This window comes from Sinorhizobium terangae, from assembly GCF_029714365.1.
Lineage (GTDB): Bacteria > Pseudomonadota > Alphaproteobacteria > Rhizobiales > Rhizobiaceae > Sinorhizobium > Sinorhizobium terangae.
This window is the reverse complement of the sequence record NZ_CP121659.1, coordinates 501577-525125: the sequence shown is the minus strand read 5'-3', so window position 1 is coordinate 525125 and position 23549 is coordinate 501577. Positions and strand designations below refer to the sequence as shown.

Below are 23549 nucleotides of genomic sequence, written 5' to 3'. Positions count from 1 at the left end.
TTACGCATGACGCTTCTGCCGCAGGTCTGTGTACAGGAGCGATCGTTTCGCGCAGGATCGACACGGGGCTGAGATTTACGACCTTTTAACGCTAGTGTCGGCAATCTCAGTGGATGGAAAAGCGGGGACTCTCGATCTCGGGGACGATCTTGCGCCTGGCGGCCCTTCTGGGTCTGACCTTCGCGGCGGCGAATGTTCACGCGCGTGATCTCGAACCCTGGAAGCAGCGGCAGAACGCCATCATCGTCGATGCCTATGAGATGAACAGCATCGACTGGGAAGCGCTGCTGAAGGACAAGCGCATCGCCGGGTTCATCGCCAAAGCCTCCGACGGCCTGCCCGAGAGCTTCTCCTGCACCGGAGACCATGGCGGCGACACGGTCGCCCATTGCAAGACGATGTGGCGGAAGTACGCCGTCAGCCGCGAGCTCTACCAGACGCGCCGAATGATCGCGCGCGCGTACGGCCTGCTCTGGGGCGCCTATCATTTGGCCCGGCCCGGCAATCCTGTCGATCAGGCCAATCATTTCCTCGACTACGCCAATCCGCGCGACGACGAGGTGATGGTCCTCGACATAGAGGGGATCGACCCGGAAAAATACATGTCGCTGGAAGACGCGGCCATCTTCGCCGGGCATATCAAGGCCCGCACCGGCCGCTATCCGATCCTTTACACCAATCACATCACCGCGAAATACATCGCCGCCAACCGCTACAAGCACCGGCTGCTGTCGCGTCTTCCGCTCTGGTACGCCCGCTACAAGCCGGACATCCGCAAGGTTTTTCCGATGGGGAACTGGGACGGCTATGCCCTCTGGCAATTCTCCTCGTCGCACAATTGCGGCAAGCGGCGCTGCCCCTACCGTGTGCCCGGCACGCTTGACGACATCGACGTGAATGTCGCGGCGATGCCGGCGTCCGCGCTGAGGGCCGTCTGGCCGCAAGGCGCCCTTCTGCCCGAGAAACCGCCGGTGTTGACCGTGGTCGCGGCGGCGACGCGCGGGACAGCGCCGACGGCCAGCGCCAGGGCGGTAGCTTCCCTCGAGCGGCCTGCCTTGCTCGTCAGCCGCGCGACGGCCGAGAGCAAGTCGGGCAGCGGCGTCGACAGGACCGTTACCGGCTCGATCGCGGTCAGAGCTGCCGAAGTGCACCTGCCCGATCAGACCGAGCGGCGCTGACAGACCCGCCCGTCACGCCTCGATCTGGACGTCACCAATCGGCCGAGAGCAGCAGGCAAGGATGTAGCCCTCTTCGATCTCGTCATCGAGAATGCCGCCATTGTGGTTCATCTCGACATCGCCGGCGACCTTCATCACGCGACATGTGCCGCAGATGCCGCCCTCGCAGGCCGCACCGATCCGGACGCCGTTGGCGCGGGCGGCCTGCAGGATCGTCTGGCCAGGCACCACCGTCACGTCCTTGCCGCTCATGGTAAAGGTCACCCGAGCCGCCTCCGCCGAAACCCCCGCCCCGGCGCGCACCGCAAGCTCCTCTGCCGCGGGTGCGGCGGCTGGCTGGAAGCTCTCCTCGTGATAGCGCGCCATATCGAAGCCAGCACCCTTCAGCATCTCCCTGACGCCGCGCATGAAGGGCTCAGGCCCGCAGCAAAACACCGTCCTCTCCAGGAAGTCCGGCGCGAGCAGAGGCAATTTTGTCGCATCTATGCGACCGCGTAGCCCATGCCAGCCATGGCGCGCCTCATGGCCTTCGACGAGAAAACCAAGATTGAACCGCCGCATCTGGCGGGCGAGAACCTCCAGCTCGGAACGAAACAGGAGGTCCTCCGGCCTACGCGCGCAGGAAATGAAGGTGATGTCCGTGTCCGGCGCGCAGTCCGCCATCCAGCGCGTCATCGACATCATCGGCGTGACACCCGAGCCGGCCGAGATAAACAGGTATTTATCCCCCGGATGGCGAACGAAGCTGAAATCGCCGAGCGGCCCGAGCGCCTTCAGCCTCGTGCCCGGCTTCAGATTGTCGAACATCCAGCGCGTGCCGGTGCTGTCCGGCTGCGCCTTGACGGTGACGGCAACCGAGAGCGGGCGGGACGGAGAGGATGACAGCGTGTAGGTGCGCATCACCGGTTCCTCGCCGACGGGCAGTTCCAGCGTGACGAACTGCCCCGGCAGGTAGCGGAACCAGGCCGGCTTGTCCGAGCGGAAGGTGAAGGTCATCACGTCCGCAGTCTCGACCACGGCCGATATGCATTCGAGCAGATGCTGCCGATCGATCCACGGATGAAGCTCATCGAAATGGCGGAAGGAAGAGCCCATTTCCATGGTCATGCCACCCGCGAAAGAGGAGCGACGTCGCCTTGCAGGCGGTTCTGCATGAAATTGCAGTACCATTCGACGAACTGCATGACGCCGCCCTCGTGCTCGGCCGAATAGGGGCCGGGCTCATAGGCCGGCGAGCGGATGCCGAAGGCGTTTTCCTCGACGATCTGGCGATCCTGGTCGTTGGTCTCGGTCCAAACGTGGGTAAGGTCCTCGATGGTGTAATCGACGCCCTCGACGGCGTCCTTGCTGACAAGCCATTTGGTGGTGACCTGCGTCAGTTCCGGTCCAAGCGGCAGCACGCGGAAGGTGATCGCGTGATCGCCGAGCACATGGTTCCAGGTCGTCGGGTAGTGGAAGAGCAAGAGCGTGCCGATCCCGCGCTCGTTGACGCCGGTCGAAAGCGGTTTGCGAACGGCCGCTTGTCCGGACATGGTGTAGCTCTCCGCCCCGTTGATCAGCGGCATCCGCGTCATCCGGAATTGGCCGGTTGGTGCAATCCTGAAGCTGCTCGGAAGGCCTGCCGCCTCGCACCTTTCCCAATGGGCGCCGATCTCCGGGTCGTTCATGGCACCCTGGACGCCCGTCACCGTCGGGGCCTCCGGGTAGGTACGGCAAAGCTCCGGATGGTTGGCGGCGCAATGATAGCACTCGCGGTTGTTCTCCCAGACAAGCTTCCAATTGCCCTTCTCGACGATCGTGCTCTCATAGGCGACCTTGGTCTCCCCGAGTCTATGCGGCGCGAGATAGCCGGCAACCGTCTCCCGGAACGGCTGGAAATCCATCGGCTCGTCGGCGAGGCTGATGAAGATATAGCCGCCAACCGTTTCGCAATGGACCGGCTTCAGGCTGTGCTGAGCCGGATCGAACCCTTCGGGCATCTGCCGCGCGAAAAGCAGCTTGCCGTCCAATTCGTAGGTCCACTGGTGATAGGGACAGACGAGCTTGGCCGATGAACCCTTGTGCTGCGTGCACACGCGCGAGCCGCGGTGGCGGCAGGAATTGTGAAGCGCCCGGATCGTTCCCTGCCGGTCGCGGACGATGACGATCGGATAGTCGCCGACCTGAACGGTAAAGTAGTTGCCGGCTTTCGGAATTTCACAGTCGTGACCGATGAAGAGCCAGTCCTTGTACCAGATGTGCTCGAGGTCCTGCCGGTAATATTCCGGGTCGGTGTAGAAGGCCCGGTCGAGGCTATAGCCCTCACGACGGTTTATGAGCCGGCGCAGCATATCGTTCTGAATGTCCATGTCCTGTCCTCGTTCATCAGTTCGCAGAGGCAGGACAGGAACCAACGCCGACAATGATGCCGGCGCGTCAAAGGCTCCGATCCGGCTGCCCGCCGCAACCAGTTACGGTCGATTTTTCGTCCCAAGGCTGGTTTCCGGGCTCTGGAGTGGCCCCTAAAGGGACCCGCCCGGCGCCTTCCCGGACACACCGTCCAGTGGCCTTTTGCCGTGGCTTTCGCTCCACCACCGTTGCGGGGGCAGCGCCGGGATCTGACCGGCTTCCCAATTCTCCGCCCTCCCTGGAGCGGCACCTTGAGTGTCCATATCTAAGCGCGCCCAGCATCTTTTCATTTGCCGATTGACGACATCGGCTCCCGGAAAGACGACACGATATCCGCTCATCGATCCTAAATTTGGGGATTGATATTATTTATTATAAACAATGTGATAGCGGAAAATGTAAGCAACTGATGATTTTTTCGGCAGCGTCATCCCGGGCACGAATTTGACTGGCCATTTTACGACACACCTTCGAAGCGGATACCATCGACAAAATGTGTTGAAAAATCATCTGTTAACCCTGAAGGACTAGCATTCGGGGAGATCAACTCGCTTCGCGGACAAGGATGGCGCCGGCGCGGATGGCTAGACTGAGATATTATGATACCGGCACGAGAGCCGTGATCCCCGCACCAAAGGCCACACCCCACGCGGAGTTCCTGCGGACCGGACGGATCGACCGCCGACGGCACTGGATGGCCGAGCAGCGGCGTTACCTGACGCATGAGGAGGTTGCGGAGCAAACCGGGCGGAAGCTTTCGGCGGCCGGGGAGACTACCCACAAGCGGATCAACGCTTTCCATTCTTCGATCCAATTCCCGAAGATGGTCTTTCACCGCACCCTGCCGAACAGTCCGCATCTCGGCTACTGCCATGTGACCGCCGCGAAAACGCACCTCGAGCGTTCGCACGACGTCACCTGGGCCTTCTATTTCGCGAACTTCTTCTCCGATCTCGGTGACGAGACGCATTTTTTCGATCGGATACAGAGGGGTTATTCGCGCATGTACTTCGCCGTCGCCATCGAGCCCGGCGGTGACGAAGGGCAGATGGTCATCAACCGCAATGTGCGGGGCAACGGATTGATCTTCCGAACGCAGGATCCGAAGATAGCACTGAAGAACGTCCTGATGCTGGGCGCACGGGACGACGCACTGCGCAAGATCATTCGCAGCCTTTGACCGACACGGTCGGCATTGCTCTTATGCATGTCGCTGTCCCAAAACCGCTGCACATTTTTGGGCGACGTGCGCTTCTTGTTTTCATACATGTCGTCATCCCAAAACCGCTGCGCACTTTTGGGTGACGTGCCTTGGCGAAGAAAATCGTTCTGTTTTTCCGGCACGTCCGTTAAAGGAGGCGACGGAAAGGCAAACGGAACCGTCATGGCCGAAATCATCGATACACGCACAGAACCGGCCCGGGCGATCGAGCACGCCTGCGTCGTTCTTTCCGAGGGCGAGCCGGTCGCGATCCCGACGGAGACGGTCTATGGGCTTGCGGCGGACGCGACAAACCCCGAAGCGATCAGCCGCATTTACGAGATGAAGGGCCGGCCCCGTTTCAATCCATTGATCTGCCACGTCTCGGATATGGCGATGGCCGAGGCGCATGTGACGTTCGACCCGATTTCGCGCCAGCTTGCGGACGCCTTCTGGCCGGGTCCTCTAACCCTTATCCTGCCGCAACGGCCGGAGAGCACCGTCCACGCGCTCGCTTCCGCCGGGCTCAATACGCTCGGCATCCGCATGCCTGCTGGCTTTTCACGGCAGGTGATCGCTCGCTTCGGACGCCCGCTTGCGGCGCCGAGTGCCAACACCTCCGGCAAGATCAGCCCCACCAGCGCAGCCCATGTTCAGGCCGACCTCGGTTCCAAGCTGAAGCTCATCCTCGATGCCGGCCCGGCTGGAATCGGGCTTGAGTCCACAATCATCAAGGTTGAAGGCGGCACACTGCGGCTCCTGAGACCCGGCGGGTTGGACGCCGGCGAGATCGAGAAGCTCACAGGGTGCGAGGTCGTGCGGCCGGACAGCGCCGGCGCGACGATCGAGGCGCCCGGCATGCTTGCGTCACATTACGCTCCGGGAGCGACCGTAAGATTGAATGCCGAGGATGTCCGGGCGGGAGAGGCGTTGATCCGCTTCGGCGGCAGGCCGCTTCCCGGCGAGGGCGAAGCGACGATCGTGCTGGACTTGAGCCCCGGCGGCAATCTTCGCGAGGCGGCCGCCAACCTTTTCGACTACATGAAGCAGGCGGATGCGAGCGGTGCTCGAACGATCGCCTTCGGCCGCGTGCCGGAAGAAGGCCTCGGAGAGGCAATCATCGACCGCCTGCAGCGGGCAGCGGCGCCCAGGGGCTGAACAATTCGCCGAAAAACGAAGGAGCGATCATGACGACCATACTTTCTCCCGAACTGATCGCCTCTTTCATCGACATCGTCGGCAGCGGCCACGCGCTCAGCAGTCCGGCGGAGACCGCGCCTTATCTCGTCGAATCACGCGGGCTCCATCACGGCACCACGCCGCTCGTGCTCAGGCCAGGCTCCGTCGAGGAGGTCTCGCGCATCATGCGCCTGGCAAGCCAGACCCGTACCGCGATTGTCCCGCAGGGCGGCAATACCGGACATGTGGCCGGCCAGATCCCGCGCGAAGGAAAAGCCGACATGGTTCTTTCGCTCGAGCGGCTGAACCGCATCCGCGACGTCGATCCCGTCGGCAATGTCATCGTGGCCGATGCCGGCTGTATCCTTGCCGATGTCCAGAAGGCGGCGGACGATGCCGGACGCCTCTTCCCGCTGTCGCTCGGCTCCGAAGGCTCCGCCCGGATCGGCGGCAATCTCTCGACCAATGCCGGCGGCACGGCCGTGCTCGCCTACGGCAATATGCGCCAGCTCTGCCTGGGGCTGGAGGTCGTGCTGCCGACCGGCGAAATCTGGGACGGATTACGCCGATTGAAGAAGGACAACACGGGCTACGACCTTCGAGACCTGTTCATCGGCGCGGAAGGAACGCTTGGCGTCATCACCGGTGCGGTACTGAAGCTGTTCCCGAAGCCGCTTGGCCATCAGGTGGCATTCGCGGGCCTTAGGAGCGTCGAGGATGCGCTTGCCCTCTTCGATCGTGCTTCGACCCTCTGCGGACCGGCGTTGACGGGCTTCGAACTCATGCCGAGGATCGGCATAGAGTTCACCTCCCGGCATATTCCGGGCGTGCGCGATCCGATGCCGACAGTCCATCCCTGGTACGCGCTGATCGATATTTCGACCTCGGATTCCGCGGAGAGCGCCGAGCGCATGATAGAGGGTGTGCTCGAGACGGGCGTCAGCAATGGTCTCGTCGAAAATGCGATCATCGCGACGAGCGAGACGCAGCGCAAGGCGCTGTGGCACATGCGCGAAAGCATGTCGCCGGCACAGAAGCCGGAAGGCGGCTCGATCAAGCACGATGTATCAGTGCCCGTATCGAACATCCCCGCCTTCATGGCCGAGGCCGACACCGCCGTCATGAAAGCGATACCCGGCGCCCGTATTTGCGCCTTCGGCCACATGGGCGACGGCAACATCCATTACAATATTTCGCAGCCGGTCGGCGCCGACAAACAGGTCTTCCTTGACCGCTGGCGCGAGATGAACGCCATCGTCCACGGCATCGTGCTGAAGTATCGCGGATCGATCTCGGCCGAGCACGGCATCGGTCAATTGAAGCGCGATGAGCTCGCGGAAATCCGCCCGGAAATCGAGATCGAACTGATGCAGCGGATCAAGCATGCGTTCGACCCCGCAGGCATCATGAATCCAGACAAGGTGTTGCGCACAAGGTCTATGTGATCTAACCGCCCAGCCTGAGCTGCGTCAGCTGCATCAGCGTATCGGCGCTGATGCCGAAACCGCCACCGCCTGACAGGATCGTGGCGGCGGGAGAGACATCGGTGTTGTTCTCGACGTCATAAAGCGCTGTGAACCGCTGCAGGAGCTTATCGAGCTTCTCGGGATCGTGGAGATCCTCGATGTTCATCACGCGCTTGATGTATTCGGCTTGAACATCGATGTCGCTGCTTGCCATCTCCTGCGGGATGCTGAAGGCGGTTCTGACGACCTGCATCAAGGCGCTGTCGGCAAGAAGGTCGTAAACCGTGTTGACGTCGGTAGCCATGCGCTTGAAATAGAGCGCCAAGCGCACACCGGCATTGTCCTCGCCGGCGTTTTCTTCCAGCGTCTGATTGAGGTAAAGATCCATCGTGGCAATGATGCCGCGCCGGGTCTGGATCTGGCCTGCGGCTCCGCGCGCAAGCTTTCCTTCGCCGTCGAAATTGAAAGAGGCCACGATCTCGCGATAGCGGGTGTCGTCCACCGTGTTGATGAAGCTTTCCGGGTCATCGAGATCGGAAACAAACATCTCCCTGAGATAGCTGGTCTCGATGGTCTCGGGATCAATGCCTGCGGCGACAAGGACGAAATCGACCAGGCGCCGGTTACCGAGCAAATCGTCGAGCGTTTCGATCTTCTGCATCTCGGCACTGTAGTATTTCGCCTCTTCCTGCGCCTTGGCCTTATCTTCGTCCGTGCCAAAGCGGCTCTTTTCGATGACATAGGCCTTCGATGTATTGAGGATTTCGGCCTCGGATTGTGCAAGCTTGGGCGCGCCGAGCGAGCCGTCAGGCTCAAAGTTGAACGCCTTGGCGAGCGTCACGTAACGCTCGTCCTTGAGAGAATTGGCGTAGCTGTCGGGGTCGCTGAGATCGCTCGTCAGGACTTTTCTCAGCTTGCGTACGCTGTCCCCCTCCTCCTCGAGACCGAATGCGCGCAGCGTAAGCGTCATCATGCTGGTGTCGTTCAGCAGATTGTCAACGCTCGTCAGCGTGTTGATCAGCATCTTGAAACGAGAGATCAAAGCCTCGTCCGCAGCATCGTCCTTGTCGTTGTAATGGATCATATAGCCATCGGACGTGGTGGCGATCTGCGCTGCCGTCTGCGCGCTGTCGCCGCTCGCGAGCGTGCCATCGGTCTGGAAATTGAAGGCGGCTGCCATGGCCTTGTAGGCCTTGTTGTACTCGCCGCCCATCGTGTTGGCGTAGCTGTTCGGGTCGTCGAGGTCACTGGTCAGAATGTTCTCGACGGTCGTCGTCAAGGTGCTCGGCGGCAATCCGAAAGCAGTCACCACGTAGTTGAACAGGCGGGTATCGGCCTTCAATGCGGCGACCGTCGTGATGCTGCCGATCTTCGACTCATAATAGCTCTTGTTGAGCAAAGCCTCGGCCGAGGTAACGCGGTCGCTGGCGTTGAGGATATAGCTTTCGTTGATGGCACTCTTTTGCGCCGCGTCCTGCGGCAAAGTGCTGGCGGGCAGGGTCCCGTCGGTCTGGAAATTGAATGCCTTTGCGAAATTCAGCGCCGCGTTGCTGCCGAGCTTGTTAACGTAACTGTTCGGATCGCTGACGTCGCTGGTCAGGATCTGTCTCAAATGGGTATAGGAGGTGTATTTGGGATCGAACCCGAAGGCCTTCATCGCATAGGTCCTGAGACGTTCATTGCCCAGGAACTGGTCGACATCCGTCACCGTATCGATCACCGCGTTGTAATAGCTCGTCTCGGCATTGAGCACATTCGACTGGTTGGCGATCGTTTCGCTGTAAAGCCCGATCAGCGCATCGGTCTGAGCGTCGGTCTGGGCAACGGCGGTCGACGAACCGAAACTGAACGCCTCGGCGAAGTTGCGATACCGCTCGTCCGTCAGGCGATTGGCAAAGCTGTTGTCGTCCTTGAGGTCGCTCTCGAGAACCTTTCGCATGAAGGCGACCGCATAGGTCATGTCCTCCAGGCCGTGGGCCTTCATCGCGTAGGAATAGAGGCGGTAGTCGTCGAGAAATTCGTCGACCGACGTCACCTTGCCGATATTCGTCTTGTAGTATTCGGCCTCGCGCGCAACCAGCGGCTGTATCGACACCCGGTTAAGACTGGCCCTCATGTCACGGGTAATGAGATTATAGTCGATATAGGTCGAAACCATGCCGCCGCCTTGTCGATTGCTTCTTGTCGATTGCTGGCGGGCCGCGCCCACCAAACAGAATTCTGACGCCACATCATCTTCCTACAGACTTGTGTGTGGCTTTTCCGGCATTCGTTCGCGGTTCAAAAAAATCCCGGCAATTTCGTTGACGAAGAAGAAACCTTGACGGGTCGGCTTTTGCTAACCATCGGGCCACGCAAAGTTTTTTTAACCGCGATTTTTAAGCCGTCCGGAAGAGCGGCTGCCTATTCTCCCGCCCTAGAGGACGAAAAGTCCCGACGAGAAGACCGGGAACCGGCTCTCAAGGAAAAACAAGGGCGATTGAAATGCGCAACACACTTTCTCAACCGGCCTGGGTTGAAAACAAACTGAGGCTCGATCCCAAGCGTTTTCCGCAGCAGGCAACCTACGCCTTGCGCGGACATGCCGGCAATGTCACCATCAGCCTCGACGAACGTGGCGCTGTTTTGCGCAAAGTGCTACCATCGAGCGGCCTGCCGCTTTCGATCGCGCTGCCTGCGCGAGCGTTCAAGGGTGTTGCAGCGCGGGCCATCGACCACGGCGACGGAGAGGTTACAGTGACGCTCGAACTCCATCACGACGATCCGGATCTTTGCATCCCGCTGCTCGTCGCCCACGACCTTTCCGACATTGCCGCCGACTGGCGGGCCTGGGCGGAAGCCTACCGCATCCCGATGCTGATGGTCGAAGCCGACGGCGTCGCACGTCCTCTGGAAGAGCACCTCGGCGATGTCCGCACGGCTCCGACGAAACCGCGCCGCCGCCACTCCTTTTTCGCCGAGCGCCGCCCGCGCTTTCTCGTGCGCCGCTCGACCGGGACGCTCGGCGTTCACATGAAAATCGGCGGACGCGAAATCATCGCCCGGACCTGATTCCACTCCCTATCGACGTCCAGTGCGAGGACCGGCCGAACCCTGCGGTCGGTTCTCGTCTTTTGGCGCCTGTGGAGCACGCGGGGAACGCCGCCAGGTTTTCCACATGTTGCGGGCAAATGTTACCGCAGAAACAGTGGCTTCGCCTTCATCATGCCATATGCGCTCCATAGCCAATGGCACGAATGAAGGAGATATCGCATGCGCAAGCATCTGCTCGCCGTCCTCACTGCCATCCGGGCCGCTTTTCGTGCACGTGCTGCCATCAAGCTGCGCAAGCCCGATGGCGGACCGAGCTGGGCGTAACCGGCGTCACGATGGACGAGGCTTGACCGAAATGTCCGGTCGACCGGAAGCCCACACGTCCTCCGGATCCAGCCGGAGGATTTTTCATATGAGACGGATGAGTAGCGTCAGGACAAGCCCTGCAAACACAATGAGACCGACGACGCTGTTGAACTTGAACAATGCAAGGCATTGCAGCGGGTCATGGATATTCAGCACCAGGATCTGATAGCCAAGCATCACCGCCGCCACCAAAAGGGCCGCATAAGCGAAGAAGCCCACGCCCGCCGCGACAAAAGCGAGCAACATAAGCAAGACGGCAAATCCATAGAGCCCGATCAGCCAAGGCCGGGGATTGTCGCCGAACCGGCGCGCGGTCGAACGGACGCCGATCAGTGCGTCGTCCTCCCTGTCCTGATAGGCATAGATGGTGTCGTAGCCAATGGTCCAGGCGATCGCGGCTGCGTAAAGCAAAATGGAGGCAAGGGAGAGCGCGCCGAACTCCGCCGACCAGCCCATTATGGCGCCCCAGGAGAAGGCAAGGCCGAGGAAGAATTGCGGCCAGTCGGTGAAGCGCTTGGCAAACGGATAGATCGCCACCAGCGCCAGCGACAGAATACCCAGGAAAATACTGAAGCCGTTGAACTGCAGCAGGACGAGAAGTCCCACAAGGGCCTGCAGTACGATGAAGGCCTTCGCCTGGAAGCGCGTGACACGCCCGGAAGGCAGCGGGCGCGACCGGGTGCGCGCCACTTCCATATCGATATCGTGGTCGACAATGTCGTTGTAGGTGCAGCCGGCACCGCGCATCGCGATCGCGCCGACCGTGAACAGCATAACGTGGAACAGGAAACGGCCGGCCGAGAAGCTGCCAAGGGTTGCCGCAGTTGCGGAAGCCAACGCCGCCGACCAGAGGCAAGGCCACAACAAAAGCTGCCACCCGATCGGCCTGTCCCAGCGGGCAAGCTGCGCGTAGGGCCAAAGCGCGCGCGGCAGCACGCGATAAACCCAGTTGTTGGATGGTGCGTCGTAAACGCGGCCGGAATCGAGAGAAGAGGTGTTCATCACTCCTGTTTGGCTCCCCGAGGGCGGACGGTCAAGCGGCAACGCTCCGTCCCACAGTCAGTGCGGCATGGTTGCGGCAATTCAAAGTGGTACAGCATCCTCTGCGCGCCTGATAAGACGCACGGCGCTGTGGGCCGTCAAGGAAGAGTAAAGTCGAAGCGATAGGTCGCGGCAACGCCGACCAGAAGCTGGTTTCGGCTGCCGCGTTCGCGCACCAGGCTCGAATCGGCGGCGGGGCCCATCAATCGCCGGTATTCGGCATAGGCGCTGGTCTCCAGCTTCTCTGTCGCCTGCCAGGTGATCGCAGCACCGAGGCCGGCGGAGTGGATGCCGCCGCCCGGGTCATAGGCGCTCAGGCCGGACGCGGCGGATTCCTTGTTGTTCACACCGTAATAGGTGTCGAAATAATCACTCGTCGCAGCCGTCAGACGCGGACCGCCGGAAATCCGTACTGTGTCGCTGACATCGACGAACGCGTCCGCCGCAACGTCCGCGACGACACCGTGATGGGTGCGGATACCCTGGCGGACTTCGGCGCGCAGACGCATCCAATCGGTCGGATAGACTTCGGCGAAGCCGCCGACTTCGCCGCCGAACTTGACCGGATCGAGGCCCTTCAGATCGCTCGACCTATCCTCGTCGCGCTCAAAGAGCAGCTTGCCCACGACGCCTGCCCGCAAGCCGCCCTGATCGAGGAGCCCATAGGACATATTGTCGTTGCGCGACGAAAAACGCACGGTGCTGCCGGCCTTGCCGAGCGAGACCAGCGGCGCCGCCTGGAACATCCGATTGGATGCGCCTTCATATTTCGGGCCGATGAAACCGGTGGCGCCGACCTTCAGATACCAATCGCCCGACCAGATAAAGCGGCCGTCTTCGGCCTTAGCCGCGCCGGCCAGCAGAAGAATAGTTCCGGAAAGAAAAGCAATACGGATACGCAATGAACAACTCCGGGTGAATCATGCAGCAATTCAAAGTGCTACAGCGACCTTTGCGCGTCCGACTGGACGCGCGGCGCTGTAGTCGGCTGGATCGTGGCACGAGCGAGGGAGAGAGCTCTTATGTGATACAACCGCCGCTTTATTTGTGGTGTATTCCTACGATTCCGTTAACCAGGTCAATTCAGCATTCATTTCCCATGGCATGTTGTCGGTCAGCTTGAGTGGTCGCGCAGATAGAGGCTTGGCGGTGCGCCAAGCATGCGCCGGAACATGGTCGTGAATGCCGCGACGTTCTCGTAGCCCGCATCGAGCGCCACGGTCGTGATCGGTTCGCCGTCGGCGAGGCGCGGCAGCGAGCCGAATATGCAGGCCTGCTGTCGCCAGGTAACGAAGCTGACGCCGGTCTCGTGCCGAAAAAGGCGTGTAAAGGAACGGCGGCTGATGCCCATGCGATCGGCCCACTGATCTATGGTCGCGTTCGCGGAAGGTGTCTTCAGGAACTGCCGGCATAAGGTGGCAAGCCTCTGGTTCCGCGGGAAAGGCAGGCCCAACGGCCGCTCGGCGAGCCGCGGGATCTCCGCCAGCAACAGATCCATGATCAGTTGCTCCCGTCGTTCCGACGATACTTCGTCCTTAGCACCGACCAAGGCGTCGATAAGGCTGCCGACGAGCGCCGTGATCTCCAGCACGAGCGGCCGATCCGCGCGATTGGAGGCGGCGGAAATATAGATCGAGTGCATCCGGACATCGCTCACCATCTCCGCCGAGTGTTCCGTGCCAGCGGGTATGAGCAGGGCGTGACCCGGAGGGATCATCCAGCGCCCGCCCGGCGTGTGCACCAGGACAACTCCGCAGCGCGCCCACCACAACTGCGTGCGGCTATGGCTGTGTGGCGGAATCCTCAAGCCGGAGGCGTAGTCCTTGCCGATCGCCAGGACAGAGGCGTTCGCCTTCTCGATCCATTCCAGGCTTCTGAAGTGATCCGCATCCGGCAGTTGCAGCAGGTGATTTCTTCTCGATACCGGCATTTGGCCCACTCGCGAAAGAACTGGACCAAATCACAAAAGCAGGCCAGCGACAAGCCGTCTAGAGATGACCGGCAGATCAACAGGTGAGCCGTTCGCAGGGAAACATCTCATGGCTTCAGTGACGTCGACAGCAAGCATCAGTCCCGAAAAGACCGCCTTTTCCGTCATTCTTGCGGTCAGCTTCTGCCACATGCTGAACGATGTCATGCAGTCGCTGTTGACCGCACTCTATCCGTTGCTGAAGGAGAATTACGCACTCGACTTCGTTCAGATCGGCCTCCTGACCTTCACGTTTCAACTGACCGCATCGATGTTGCAGCCGGCGGTCGGCATCGTCACCGATCGGTGGGGCCTGCCCTATTCCCTGCCGGTGGCCATGCTTTCAACCTGCTCGGGCCTCATTCTCCTCGCAAACGCCGATCACTTCTGGATCCTTCTCGTGGCCGCGAGCCTGATCGGCGTCGGCTCTGCGATCTTTCATCCCGAATCTTCCCGGGTGGCGCGGCTCGCGTCGGGCGGCCGCCACGGACTGGCGCAATCGCTCTTCCAGGTCGGCGGCAATGCCGGCAGCGCGCTGGGACCGCTGCTCGCCGCCTTCATCGTCATTCCATTCGGCCAGGGCAGTCTCGCCTGGTTCTCGATCGTGGCGATCACCGGCTTCTTCGTCCTTTCCTGGGTCAGCACCTGGTATGTGCGCCATCGCCGCATGACCATGAACCGGCCCGCTCCGAACCGCGCGCTTCCCTTGCCGAAGGCTCGCGTTCTGTGGGCAATCGCGATTCTCGTTCTGCTGACCGCGACGAAGAACGTCTATCTCGCCAGCATATCCAGCTACTTCACCTTCTTCGTAATCGAGAAGTTCGGCACGAGCGTGCAGCAGGCCCAGCTCATGCTGTTCCTGTTCCTCGGCTCGGCGGCTGCCGGGACCTTCCTCGGCGGCCCGATCGGCGATCGGTATGGCGCGCGCTTCGTCATCTGGTTCTCGATTCTCGGCGTCATTCCGTTCGCGCTCATGCTGCCCTATGCAAACCTGTTCTGGACAGGCGTGCTGAGCGTAATCATCGGCCTCATCTTCTCGTCCGCCTTCTCGGCCATCGTCGTCTTCGCACAGGAGCTCGTTCCCGGCCGCGTGGGGCTGATCGCCGGCGTCTTTTTCGGCTTTGCCTTCGGCTTCGGCGGCATGGGCGCTGCAGTGCTCGGCATCTTCGCCGACCGCCAGGGCATTACGTTCGTTTACGAGCTCTGCTCCTACCTGCCGTTGCTGGGCATCCTGACGGTGCTGCTGCCAAGGCTTCCGACGAGGTAGGACGCGGCCCATGCAGTCCCGGCGGAGGACATCGGTCCAGCTACCGGTCGCGTCGAAACCGGTTTGTGCCGACGCGACCCTCTGTAATCATTCATAAATTATTGCGCGTTAGCGTTATTGGATGGGGGCTTGGGCAGGGGCATGAAATGAGAGGGCGCGCGGTCTTTTCCGTCTTCCTGGCGACGCTGGCATACGCGTCCGCCGCTCGCGCCGAAACACTCAACCTGCTCATCTGGGAATCCTACATCGACCAGGAAATCGTCGACCGCTGGACGGCGAAGACGGGCGTCGCGATCCATCAGGTCAACTATGACAGCGGCGATGCCCGCGACGAGATCCTGGCGGACCCTGGCAGCAACATTGATATCGTCGTCGTCGGCGAAAACGGTGCAGCGCTTTTCGGCAGGAAAGGCGTTCTCGAACCGCTTACGGAAATCAATGTCCCCTCGCTCAAGGATTATGCGCCTGAATGGCGCAAGCGCTGCGCCGGGCACGGCCTGCCCTATCTTTGGGGCACCATGGGCATTCTCTACCGCTCCGATGTCGTGAAGGAACGCCCGACCTCCTGGCAGGATCTAATGCGCCCGAAGCCGGCGTTGAAGAAGCACATCGCGATGTTCGACGACCACAACGAGGCCTTCGTTGCCCCGTTGATGCTGCTCGGCGCGTCGATCAACGCCAACGACAACGAGACGCTGAAGGCCGCCTTCGACCTCATGAAGGAACAGGCACCGTCCGTGCTGACCTATGATTATGTGGTCACCTCCATCCAGAACCCGGCGATCGGCGGAAACATTCACATGGCGCTCGGCTACAGCGGTGATGAGCATGTGCTCAACGACAAGGTTGGCGTCTCCGGTCTCTGGAAGTATTCGGTCCCGAACGAAGGCACGCTTTCCTGGCTCGATTGCATGGCCGCGACGGCGGGCTCGCCGAACAAGCGGCGGGCGCTGGAATTTGTCGACTTCATCGGCTCGGCGGAGAGCGCAGCCGCAAACGCGGTGGCACTGTCCATGCCGACAGCAAGCAGCGCGGCGCTCAAGCTCCTGCCCGAAGCGATGCGCTCCGACGCGGCGGTCTACCCCCCTGCGGAAATCCTGGCGAAAAGCCAATATCAGCAAGAACTCTCTGTCCAGTCGGTGCAAGCGCGCCGGCGCATTATCAGTACGTTGGCGAATTTCCAGTGACACTCGGCAAGCGCGCACTCATCCTCATCTTCCCTGTGGTGCTTGCGGGCTACCTCCTCGCCGCCCTCTCGGTCCACATCGCCCAAAGCCGCTCGATCCGGTCGCTGGAACACGCCAAGCTGTCGCAAAGGCTCGAGCATGCGGCCGCGGTCTTTCAGAACGAGGTCCGACGGAGCAAGAGTTTCCTCAACGCTCTCCTGAACAGCAATGCGCTGCGCCAGTTCGTATCCGAAACGGACAGAACCTATCGCGCCACTGCGCTTGGCGTGCGTCTGCAGGAGAGCGTAAAGTCGCTCTCGGACGAGCCGATGGGTTTCGTCTCATTGGTCATCCTGACCTCCAGGCTGGACACGGAATACTATTTCGAAAACAGTTGGGATCCGTTTGCGGAGGTCGACCAGGCACAGGTCGAACTCGCCAGACAACTCGTCAAGGGCAGCAAGCTTACGGATTGGACCTATCTTCACGACGTCGGCGGACGACCCAGAATCGTCTACTCGCAGTTCATCGATCCGATAACCCTTGGTCGCCCTCTGCCCAGCAACAAGGCGAACGCGCTTCTGATGCAGGTGGCCGTACAGCCCGATCGGTTCCTTCAGATGCAGGCCGCGCTGAAGAAGGAATATGAGGCCGACATCGTTCTCCAGCCCTGGCCGCTCGCCGTTACCGATGACCTTTCGGCGAGCGCACCTCTCGGACCGGCGCTCTATGCGACGCTGACGATTTCGGACGCGCATTTCGACAGCCAGATGCTGCGCCAGAAGACGTTGCTCGCCCTCGGCGCAGTGGCGATGAGCCTTTTTTCCATATGGCTGATCGTCTTCCTGATCCGGCGCTTCATTACCGGGCCGATCGCCACACTCGACGCCAACGTCATGGCGGTCATGGTCGGAGCACGCGACGAAATCGTGGATCACGACGAAGCGGGCGAAATCGGCCGCCTGACGCAGAACATCCGAGAGTTGCATCGCCAGTCGGTTCATTCGCTCGAGCTCGTGCAGAAAAGCTCATGGACGGACACGCTTACCGGCATCAGCAATCGCGCGCATTTCAACGCGCTTGCTACCGGCGTCGTTCAGGACGCCATTTCGTCCGGCGAAAAATGCAGCTTGCTGTTCATCGACATCGACAACTTCAAATTTGTCAACGACAAGCATGGCCACGAGGTCGGCGACGAGCTCTTGAAGACACTTGCCGCACGACTTGCAGACCATGTCGACACCATCACCCAAAGGCGGGGACAGAAACCAGCGATCTTCGCCCGCCTGTCCGGCGACGAATTTGCCGTGCTGGTGCGCTCAAGGCCGGGCGACGGCACCGTCCGGGAAATCGCGGCGGCAATTCTCGCTCTGTTCGACGACGGCTTCGAGGTTTCAGGCAAACGCTATCCGGTGACGGCGAGTATTGGCGCGGCGATCTGTCCGGACGATGCGAGCAATGTTGCCGAACTGATCTCCAACGCCGACGCCGCCATGTATCAGGCCAAGAGCGCCGGCAAGAACCGCTCCAGCCGTTTCTCCCGCGCGCTGCACGACAAACGCACGCGCCTGCGCCAGATACAGGAGGAACTGCGCTCTCTCGATCCGGACGAGCAGTTTCACCTCGTCTACATGCCGATCGTGGACACGAGAGGCCGCGTCACCGGTTGCGAGGCCCTGCTGCGCTGGCACTCCCCCATTCTCGGCAACGTCACTCCGGACGAATTCGTGCCGATCGCCGAAAGCTCCGGGCTGTTTTCCAAGATCGACTGGTGGGTCATCAACAAGGCGATGTCCGATTGCCGCCAGTTGAAGGCGCTTTTCGGCCCCGATACCGTTCTAGCGATCAACATTTCCTCCGCCGAACTGCACTCGCGCTCGATCAGCGACTATTTCTCCGATTGCATCGAGCGCCATGGACTTCAGCCGCAATCGATCGACATCGAACTGACGGAGACCTTCGCGGTCAAGGTGAGCGATCAGTTGCGCCGGAACATCGACGATCTGCGCCAGAAGGGCTTCCGGCTCTCCATCGACGATTTTGGCGCCGGCTACACTTCGGTTCAGCAGATCATCGACTATGCCGCGGACACGATCAAGCTCGACAGGGCGCTCGTCTCCAACCTGACCGCGTCACAGTCCCTGCCCGTCCTCAAGGCCGTTGTCGCCCTCTGCCACGCGAAAGATATGGCCGTGGTCGGCGAAGGCGTGGACACGCCGGAGAAGCTTGCGATGCTGACCGCAGCGGGCTGCGACCGGTTCCAGGGCTATCTGATCAGCAAGCCGCTTTCGCTCGACGATCTCGGAATCTGGGCGCTGACCCGAACAGCGCGCGCCACGCCGGAAGCGGTTGAAGGAAGTGCCGAGGACTCGCGGACGGGCTCTCGCTCAACCCCGGTAGCCATGTGATTCCGCTGCAGGGACCGCTTTTTCCTTGACCTTACCCCGCTTGCCGTCCTAACCGCAGCGCAGCAATGACCTGATGGCGAGGGTGGCAATGAAGGTTCTTCTGATCGGATCGGGCGGACGCGAACATGCGCTTGCGTGGAAAATCGCACAATCGCCGAAACTGACCGCGCTTTATGCCGCACCGGGAAATCCCGGTATCGCCGAAGAAGCGACGATCGTCGCCCTTGATGTCGACAACCAGCAGGCTGTGGTCGACTTCTGCCAGCGGACTGCGATCGATTTCGTCGTTGTCGGCCCCGAGGCGCCACTTGTCGCGGGGCTCGCGGACACGCTCCGCGCCGCAGGCATTGCGGTCTTCGGCCCGTCTGCTGCCGCTGCCCAACTCGAAGGCTCCAAGGGCTTCACCAAAGATCTCTGCGCGAAATACGGCATTCCGACGGGCGCCTACAAACGCTTCACCGAGGCGGATGCGGCCAAGGCCTATGTGCGGGAGCAAGGTGCTCCGATCGTGATCAAGGCCGACGGGCTCGCCGCCGGCAAGGGCGTAACCGTCGCCATGACGCTTGACGAGGCCCTCGCTGCAATCGAAGAGTGCTTTGCCGGCGCCTTCGGGTCAGCCGGTGCCGAGGTGGTCGTCGAGGCCTATCTCGACGGAGAGGAAGCGAGCTTCTTCTGTCTCTGCGACGGCAAGAACGCCCTGCCGCTCGCCTCGGCGCAGGATCACAAGCGCGTCGGCGACGGCGACACGGGGCCGAACACCGGCGGCATGGGCGCCTATTCGCCGGCGCCGGTAATGACGGCGGAAATGGTCGAGCGCACGATGAGGGAGATCATCGAGCCGACGATGCGCGGCATGGCCGACAGCGGCTATCCGTTCACCGGCGTCTTTTTCGCCGGACTGATGATCACGAGAAAGGGCCCGGAACTCATCGAATACAATGTCCGCTTCGGTGACCCCGAGTGCCAGGTGCTTATGATGCGTATGAAGAGCGATCTGTTGCCGCTGCTTCACGCGGCAGCGACGGGAACGCTTAGCGAGATGAGCGTGGACTGGCGCGACGAGGCGGCGCTGACTGTCGTCATGGCCTCGCGAGGATATCCGGGCGCCTACGAGAAGAACACGCCGATCACTGCCCTCCCCGACGAATCCGCAACGACAAAGGTGTTCCATGCCGGCACGGCGATGAAGGACGATCAGTTGGTCGCGACCGGCGGCCGCGTGCTCAATGTCACGGCGATGGGCGAAAGCGTCAGCGAGGCTAAGGACGCTGCCTACGCGACGTTGCGCGGCGTCTCATGGGAAAACGGATTCTATCGTCACGACATCGGCTGGCGCGCCGTCGCGCGGGAAACCGCCTAGAGCATTTTGCAGTCAGGTGGGATCACCTGACGTCGCACAAATGCGGCGCACTTTTGGGCGACATGCATTAAGCGAAAAAGCCGGCATCATTCAATTTTTACCAATCCTCATGACGGGAAGGTAAGGGAAAACACATATCGTCGCCTCGATAGTTTCGAGGAGAATCCAATGCGTTCCCTGCTTATCGCCGCCACTTGCGCGCTTCTCGCCGGTACGGCCGCCGCATCGTCGATCGAGGACGTCGTCTCCGGCAAGGCGGTCAACTCCAGTGTCGCTACGGTTTCCTGCGTGGACTGCCCGCCGCTGCAGCCGAAAAAGAAGTCCTCCTATGTCGTCCCCGAGATCGCTCCCGGCACCGACAAGGTCGAACTCAAGGAAGTCGGTGGCGAGGTAAAGCTGGTGCGTACCGAAGCCTGGCTCGGCGGATCACCGGTCGTCTTCGTCAGCAAGGCACCCGAGGAAGTCGTGAGAGCCGCGGCGATGAAAATCGAGCCGGCAACGGCGAATGCGTCCGCAAGCGTGGATCTTATCCAGCCCGGCACGCATGAAGTCGTTTCCGTCGAGATCGATGAGACGGCGAAAACTGCGGCTGTTCTTCCAATCTCGCGCGCGGAACCGGTTGCAGCCTCGATGGCGGGCAACTCACAGGAATTTGATCCGGCTGGATTCGAACTTCGGCTAGAGTAAAACCATATAAATACAGTTCCCTGCCCCGTCCAGCTGACCCCTGACTCACGGCTGGCGGGCCTTCGCTGCAATGGCGAGAGATTGCGCCCCTGAGAGAAGCAGGGGCGTAATCTTTTGGAGGAAACCCCATTCCGCGCACGGCCTAGCGCATCGGCCCGAAAATCGGACCCGATTTTCGGAAAGCACGATGCGTGGAATCAAAGAGTTACAGCGGCCTTTGTGCGTCCCAAAGGACGCACGGCGCTGTAACCTTCATCTGCCCTACAGCGCCGTGTCTTATCAGGCGCGCAAAGAACGCTGAAGCACTTCGAATTGCTGCATGTTTTTCGGCTATGATTCAAGGAAACCTGCAGCGGCGACGAGGCGATCTATTTCGCTGTCGGAATAGACCTCGATGCCGTTCTGCCGCAGCAATGCGGCGGTCACGCCCATGCCCGAGTGCCGGGCGCCGCTGAAGTTGCCATCGTAGATGAAGCGTGAACCGCAGGACGGACTGCCGTCGATCAGCAGCGCGAAGCGACAGCCGGTTTCCAGCGCAAGCGCCAGGGCATTTTCGGCTGCGCGAACAAATTCCTCCGTCACGTCGCGGCCGGTGTTTTCGACCACCCGGGCCTTTCCCGAAAGCACGTCGGTTCCCGCTTGTCCGTCCGCGATCTCCGCCGGAGGTCGTGGAACCGGCATGCCGGCCGACATCTCGGGACAGATCGTCACCAGCCGACCCTCCTCGCGCCAGCGATCGATCGCCGGGTGAGCAAGCGGCTTCGATGCGCCGTCATAACGCACCGCATGGCCCATGAGACAGGCACTGACGAGGATCTTGGCGGTCATGCGGCTTCATAAGCGGTAACCACGCGTCCTTTCAAGCGGCGAATCTACCGGAGCAACGGCAGGGCGATGGAGGCCAGCAAAAGGAAAGCGAAGATCAGGTTGGCGACACGCGCCTTTCGCGGGTCGTGGAGGATCGCCGCCATAGCGGCACCGAACCAGAGCCAGGTCGTGTTTACAGCGATTGCGAGGATGCTGAGAGCGATAACCTTCGCCATGGCGCCTTCGCCGGCGCCGGTAGCGCTGCCCGCATAAACGGCGCCGATCGCGGCATAGGCTTTGGGGTTGGCGATCGCGAGCACGAGGCCGCTCAGAAAAGACGGAGCGTTCGAGCCCTGCTCTTCAGCGGCAACGGGCGGCGCAGTGGCGATATGCCACGCGAGATAGATCATGTAGGCGCCGGCGAGGACCATGAGCGCCGGCTTCATGCCCGGCAGTTCGAGAATAACGGCTGTTACGCCCGCTGCGATCGCCAGCACGACGGCAATCGTGCCGATATTGACGCCCGCGGCGTAGTGCGCGCTCAGCCGCACGCCGTGGGCCGCGCCCATGCCGGCGAGGCTGAGCGTTGCTGGACCCGGACTGCCCATCAGCGGCAGCGCGGCAAGAACAAGGAGAGCGAGATCTCCAGCCATGGCCACATCCTCTGTGTCAGATCCAGAGATCGTTTTCAGCCGTGCGCTCACCGCCCTCATGCCCGGTGTTCAGGATGCCGCGCGGTTCGATGAGCAGCATCTTCACCTCACGGTCGGCAAATGGCTTGTGCTCGACGCCCTTCGGTACGACGTACATCTCGCCCGGGCCGACGTTGACCGAACCGTCCCGGAAATCGATCCGAAGCGTGCCGTCCAACACGATGAAGGCCTCATCCGTTTCTGGATGCCAGACGATATCGCCCTCGATGCGAACGATCTTGACCTGATAGTCGTTGATTTCCGCGATCACGCGCGGCTGCCACTGGTCGGAAAACCGAGCGAGCTTGTCCTGACAATTGACCGGTGCGTAGGTCCGCTTCGACGCATCCATTGCCGCTTCCTCCTGCCATTTCGAACGAGGTTAAGGCGATCATCGCAAGCGGTATTGAACAATCGTGCGAGGCGGAGCGTTCAACTCCAGGCTGGTTTGCCCGCCATCCGCAGCCAGCGTCCGGGTGAAAGACCGAAGGCCTTCTTGAAGTGGCGATTCATATGCGCCTGATCGGCGAAACCGGCATCCAGCGCAGCCTCTGCGGGCGATGTCCCTCGTCTCAGATCGGCTTTCACCGCCTCCAGCCGGCGTTGCACGAGATAGCGATAGGGACTGGTACCGAACAGCCGCCGGAAGTCGCGGCTAAGTCCCCAACGGTCCCGACCGCTGATTGCCTCAAGCGTCTCGAGCGTAACCGTGCCCTCCGGCAAATCGTGCAGGTAGAGCCGCGCCCGTTCCGCCGCACGGTAGTCCAGCGCACGGCGGCCGGGCGAAGAGCCGCCGGCGGCGGCTTCGAGCGCATGGGCAAGCTCGAAAAGGCCGTCGTCGAACTCCAGCGCTTCGATCCGGGCGTCCGTTGCAGGCAGGAGCGCGCGAACCGCTGCAAAGAGCCGCGGATCGGATGAAATGCCGCCGACAATGAAGGGCAGCGGACGGCCGCCAAGGACGCTTTGGATGGCGGCCGGCTCGATGTAGATCATGCGGTAGCGGAAACCGTCATCGCTGCCCGCATGACCGTCATGCAACTCGTCGGGATGGAGCACCATCGTCCTGCCGGGGAGACTGAAGCGATCGGCGCCGCGATAGTGGAAGCTCTGGACGCCGGAAAGCGTCTGCCCGATGGCGTAGGTATCGTGCCGGTGCGGCTCATAGGCCGGGCCGGCGAAGAAGGCTTCGATGCGCTCGAACGGCATAGCGTCGTCGGCAACCGCTATCCAGTCGCCGCGGTGCTCACGGGCCAGCGGCTCGATGATGCCCTCACCTGCACTCGGATGCTCACTCGTCATGCCCTACGAAATAGGCCAATTGCTCTCGCTTGTCGATGCAAA

Annotated in this window: 20 protein-coding genes and 1 riboswitch; of the genes, 10 read left to right on the top strand and 10 right to left on the bottom strand. The window is 61.4% G+C overall.

Going from position 1 to position 23549, the window contains the following annotated elements; translation table 11 throughout:
- Positions 1-113 precede the first annotated feature (113 nt).
- Positions 114-1178 (top strand): glycoside hydrolase family 25 protein, encoded by a 1065-nt coding sequence (locus QA637_RS02435; protein ID WP_167528195.1) that lies wholly within the window; start codon positions 114-116, stop codon positions 1176-1178.
- A 12-nt stretch (positions 1179-1190) separates the two neighbouring features.
- Here QA637_RS02435 and QA637_RS02430 read toward each other — a convergent pair whose 3' ends face one another.
- Together QA637_RS02430 and QA637_RS02425 are read right to left on the bottom strand one after the other, a co-directional pair.
- A complete protein-coding gene (locus tag QA637_RS02430) occupies positions 1191-2285 on the bottom strand; it encodes an FAD-binding oxidoreductase (protein WP_167528196.1) in 1095 nt (364 codons plus the stop codon).
- Positions 2282-3526 (bottom strand): aromatic ring-hydroxylating oxygenase subunit alpha, encoded by a 1245-nt coding sequence (locus QA637_RS02425; protein WP_153438062.1) that lies wholly within the window; start codon positions 3524-3526, stop codon positions 2282-2284. Before QA637_RS02425 ends, QA637_RS02430 begins: the two co-directional genes overlap by 4 nt.
- Positions 3527-3634: 108 nt before the next feature.
- Positions 3635-3835, bottom strand: a riboswitch (cobalamin riboswitch).
- 311 nt (positions 3836-4146) lie between these two features.
- On the opposite strand from QA637_RS02425, the gene QA637_RS02420 reads away from it, so the two are divergent.
- The 3 genes from QA637_RS02420 (at position 4147) to QA637_RS02410 (ending at position 7391) form a co-directional block, all read left to right on the top strand.
- Entirely contained in the window at positions 4147-4746 is a 600-nt protein-coding gene (locus QA637_RS02420) for a DUF6656 family protein (protein WP_153438063.1), read from the top strand.
- Between the two features lie 204 nt (positions 4747-4950).
- Positions 4951-5925: an L-threonylcarbamoyladenylate synthase gene (locus QA637_RS02415; protein WP_153438065.1), complete on the top strand. Its 975-nt coding sequence runs from the start codon at positions 4951-4953 to the stop codon at positions 5923-5925.
- 29 nt (positions 5926-5954) lie between these two features.
- Positions 5955-7391 (top strand): FAD-binding oxidoreductase, encoded by a 1437-nt coding sequence (locus tag QA637_RS02410; RefSeq protein WP_283063195.1) that lies wholly within the window; start codon positions 5955-5957, stop codon positions 7389-7391.
- Between the two features lies 1 nt (position 7392).
- Here QA637_RS02410 and QA637_RS02405 read toward each other — a convergent pair whose 3' ends face one another.
- On the bottom strand, positions 7393-9570 hold the full coding sequence (locus tag QA637_RS02405) for a DUF1217 domain-containing protein (protein ID WP_283063193.1): 2178 nt from the start codon (positions 9568-9570) through the stop codon (positions 7393-7395).
- Positions 9571-9896: 326 nt separating this feature from the next.
- Here QA637_RS02405 and QA637_RS02400 point away from each other — a divergent pair, with 326 nt between their 5' ends.
- Entirely contained in the window at positions 9897-10463 is a 567-nt protein-coding gene (locus QA637_RS02400; protein WP_153438071.1) for a DUF6101 family protein, read from the top strand.
- A gap of 390 nt (positions 10464-10853) precedes the next feature.
- Here QA637_RS02400 and ubiA read toward each other — a convergent pair whose 3' ends face one another.
- The 3 genes from ubiA to QA637_RS02385 form a co-directional block, all read right to left on the bottom strand.
- Positions 10854-11813 carry a 4-hydroxybenzoate octaprenyltransferase gene (gene ubiA / locus QA637_RS02395; RefSeq protein WP_153438073.1) on the bottom strand — a complete coding sequence of 320 codons (960 nt, stop codon included), beginning with the start codon at positions 11811-11813 and terminating at the stop codon, positions 10854-10856.
- 137 nt (positions 11814-11950) lie between these two features.
- Positions 11951-12754: a MipA/OmpV family protein gene (locus QA637_RS02390; RefSeq protein WP_283063190.1), complete on the bottom strand. Its 804-nt coding sequence runs from the start codon at positions 12752-12754 to the stop codon at positions 11951-11953.
- Between the two features lie 212 nt (positions 12755-12966).
- The gene (locus QA637_RS02385) at positions 12967-13782 is read right to left on the bottom strand and encodes an AraC family transcriptional regulator (protein WP_283063188.1); all 816 of its coding nucleotides are present in this window, start codon (positions 13780-13782) and stop codon (positions 12967-12969) included.
- A 109-nt stretch (positions 13783-13891) separates the two neighbouring features.
- On the opposite strand from QA637_RS02385, the gene QA637_RS02380 reads away from it, so the two are divergent.
- The 5 genes from QA637_RS02380 to QA637_RS02360 all read left to right on the top strand — a co-directional run bounded on the left by QA637_RS02380 (position 13892) and on the right by QA637_RS02360 (position 20709).
- Positions 13892-15088 carry an MFS transporter gene (locus QA637_RS02380; RefSeq protein WP_153438079.1) on the top strand — a complete coding sequence of 399 codons (1197 nt, stop codon included), beginning with the start codon at positions 13892-13894 and terminating at the stop codon, positions 15086-15088.
- A gap of 146 nt (positions 15089-15234) precedes the next feature.
- Positions 15235-16275, top strand: a complete 1041-nt coding sequence (locus QA637_RS02375) for a polyamine ABC transporter substrate-binding protein (protein WP_153438080.1) — start codon at positions 15235-15237, stop codon at positions 16273-16275.
- On the top strand, positions 16272-18662 hold the full coding sequence (locus QA637_RS02370) for a putative bifunctional diguanylate cyclase/phosphodiesterase (RefSeq protein WP_283063184.1): 2391 nt from the start codon (positions 16272-16274) through the stop codon (positions 18660-18662). Before QA637_RS02375 ends, QA637_RS02370 begins: the two co-directional genes overlap by 4 nt.
- A gap of 88 nt (positions 18663-18750) precedes the next feature.
- Complete coding sequence (gene purD, locus QA637_RS02365) at positions 18751-20022, top strand: phosphoribosylamine--glycine ligase (RefSeq protein ID WP_283063182.1); 1272 nt, start codon at positions 18751-18753, stop codon at positions 20020-20022.
- A 168-nt stretch (positions 20023-20190) separates the two neighbouring features.
- On the top strand, positions 20191-20709 hold the full coding sequence (locus QA637_RS02360) for a plant virulence effector HPE1-like domain-containing protein (RefSeq protein ID WP_283063180.1): 519 nt from the start codon (positions 20191-20193) through the stop codon (positions 20707-20709).
- Between the two features lie 330 nt (positions 20710-21039).
- Here the strand turns inward: QA637_RS02360 and QA637_RS02355 are convergent, their stop codons facing one another.
- The 4 genes from QA637_RS02355 to QA637_RS02340 all read right to left on the bottom strand — a co-directional run bounded on the left by QA637_RS02355 (position 21040) and on the right by QA637_RS02340 (position 23507).
- Positions 21040-21537, bottom strand: a complete 498-nt coding sequence (locus tag QA637_RS02355) for a 2-thiouracil desulfurase family protein (protein WP_153438086.1) — start codon at positions 21535-21537, stop codon at positions 21040-21042.
- A gap of 44 nt (positions 21538-21581) precedes the next feature.
- Positions 21582-22169, bottom strand: coding sequence for a LysE family translocator (locus QA637_RS02350; RefSeq protein ID WP_283063178.1), 588 nt, complete (start codon positions 22167-22169; stop codon positions 21582-21584).
- A 16-nt stretch (positions 22170-22185) separates the two neighbouring features.
- Positions 22186-22560, bottom strand: coding sequence for a cupin domain-containing protein (locus QA637_RS02345; protein WP_283063176.1), 375 nt, complete (start codon positions 22558-22560; stop codon positions 22186-22188).
- An 80-nt stretch (positions 22561-22640) separates the two neighbouring features.
- A complete protein-coding gene (locus QA637_RS02340; protein WP_283063174.1) occupies positions 22641-23507 on the bottom strand; it encodes an AraC family transcriptional regulator in 867 nt (288 codons plus the stop codon).
- Positions 23508-23549 lie beyond the last annotated feature (42 nt).

Bases quoted from the DNA above. Each gene is read 5' to 3' on its own strand.
- ubiA (WP_153438073.1), bottom strand. From the start codon at position 11,813: ATGAACACCTCTTCTCTCGATTCCGGCCGCGTTTACGACGCACCATCC.
- QA637_RS02355 (WP_153438086.1), bottom strand. From the start codon at position 21,537: ATGACCGCCAAGATCCTCGTCAGTGCCTGTCTCATGGGCCATGCGGTG.
- QA637_RS02410 (WP_283063195.1), top strand. From the start codon at position 5,955: ATGACGACCATACTTTCTCCCGAACTGATCGCCTCTTTCATCGACATC.
- QA637_RS02375 (WP_153438080.1), top strand. From the start codon at position 15,235: ATGAGAGGGCGCGCGGTCTTTTCCGTCTTCCTGGCGACGCTGGCATAC.
- QA637_RS02340 (WP_283063174.1), bottom strand. From the start codon at position 23,507: ATGACGAGTGAGCATCCGAGTGCAGGTGAGGGCATCATCGAGCCGCTG.
- QA637_RS02415 (WP_153438065.1), top strand. From the start codon at position 4,951: ATGGCCGAAATCATCGATACACGCACAGAACCGGCCCGGGCGATCGAG.
- QA637_RS02380 (WP_153438079.1), top strand. From the start codon at position 13,892: ATGGCTTCAGTGACGTCGACAGCAAGCATCAGTCCCGAAAAGACCGCC.
- QA637_RS02430 (WP_167528196.1), bottom strand. From the start codon at position 2,285: ATGACCATGGAAATGGGCTCTTCCTTCCGCCATTTCGATGAGCTTCAT.
- QA637_RS02435 (WP_167528195.1), top strand. From the start codon at position 114: ATGGAAAAGCGGGGACTCTCGATCTCGGGGACGATCTTGCGCCTGGCG.
- QA637_RS02350 (WP_283063178.1), bottom strand. From the start codon at position 22,169: ATGGCTGGAGATCTCGCTCTCCTTGTTCTTGCCGCGCTGCCGCTGATG.
- QA637_RS02405 (WP_283063193.1), bottom strand. From the start codon at position 9,570: ATGGTTTCGACCTATATCGACTATAATCTCATTACCCGTGACATGAGG.
- QA637_RS02385 (WP_283063188.1), bottom strand. From the start codon at position 13,782: ATGCCGGTATCGAGAAGAAATCACCTGCTGCAACTGCCGGATGCGGAT.
- QA637_RS02425 (WP_153438062.1), bottom strand. From the start codon at position 3,526: ATGGACATTCAGAACGATATGCTGCGCCGGCTCATAAACCGTCGTGAG.
- QA637_RS02400 (WP_153438071.1), top strand. From the start codon at position 9,897: ATGCGCAACACACTTTCTCAACCGGCCTGGGTTGAAAACAAACTGAGG.
- QA637_RS02345 (WP_283063176.1), bottom strand. From the start codon at position 22,560: ATGGATGCGTCGAAGCGGACCTACGCACCGGTCAATTGTCAGGACAAG.
- QA637_RS02420 (WP_153438063.1), top strand. From the start codon at position 4,147: ATGGCTAGACTGAGATATTATGATACCGGCACGAGAGCCGTGATCCCC.
- purD (WP_283063182.1), top strand. From the start codon at position 18,751: ATGAAGGTTCTTCTGATCGGATCGGGCGGACGCGAACATGCGCTTGCG.
- QA637_RS02360 (WP_283063180.1), top strand. From the start codon at position 20,191: ATGCGTTCCCTGCTTATCGCCGCCACTTGCGCGCTTCTCGCCGGTACG.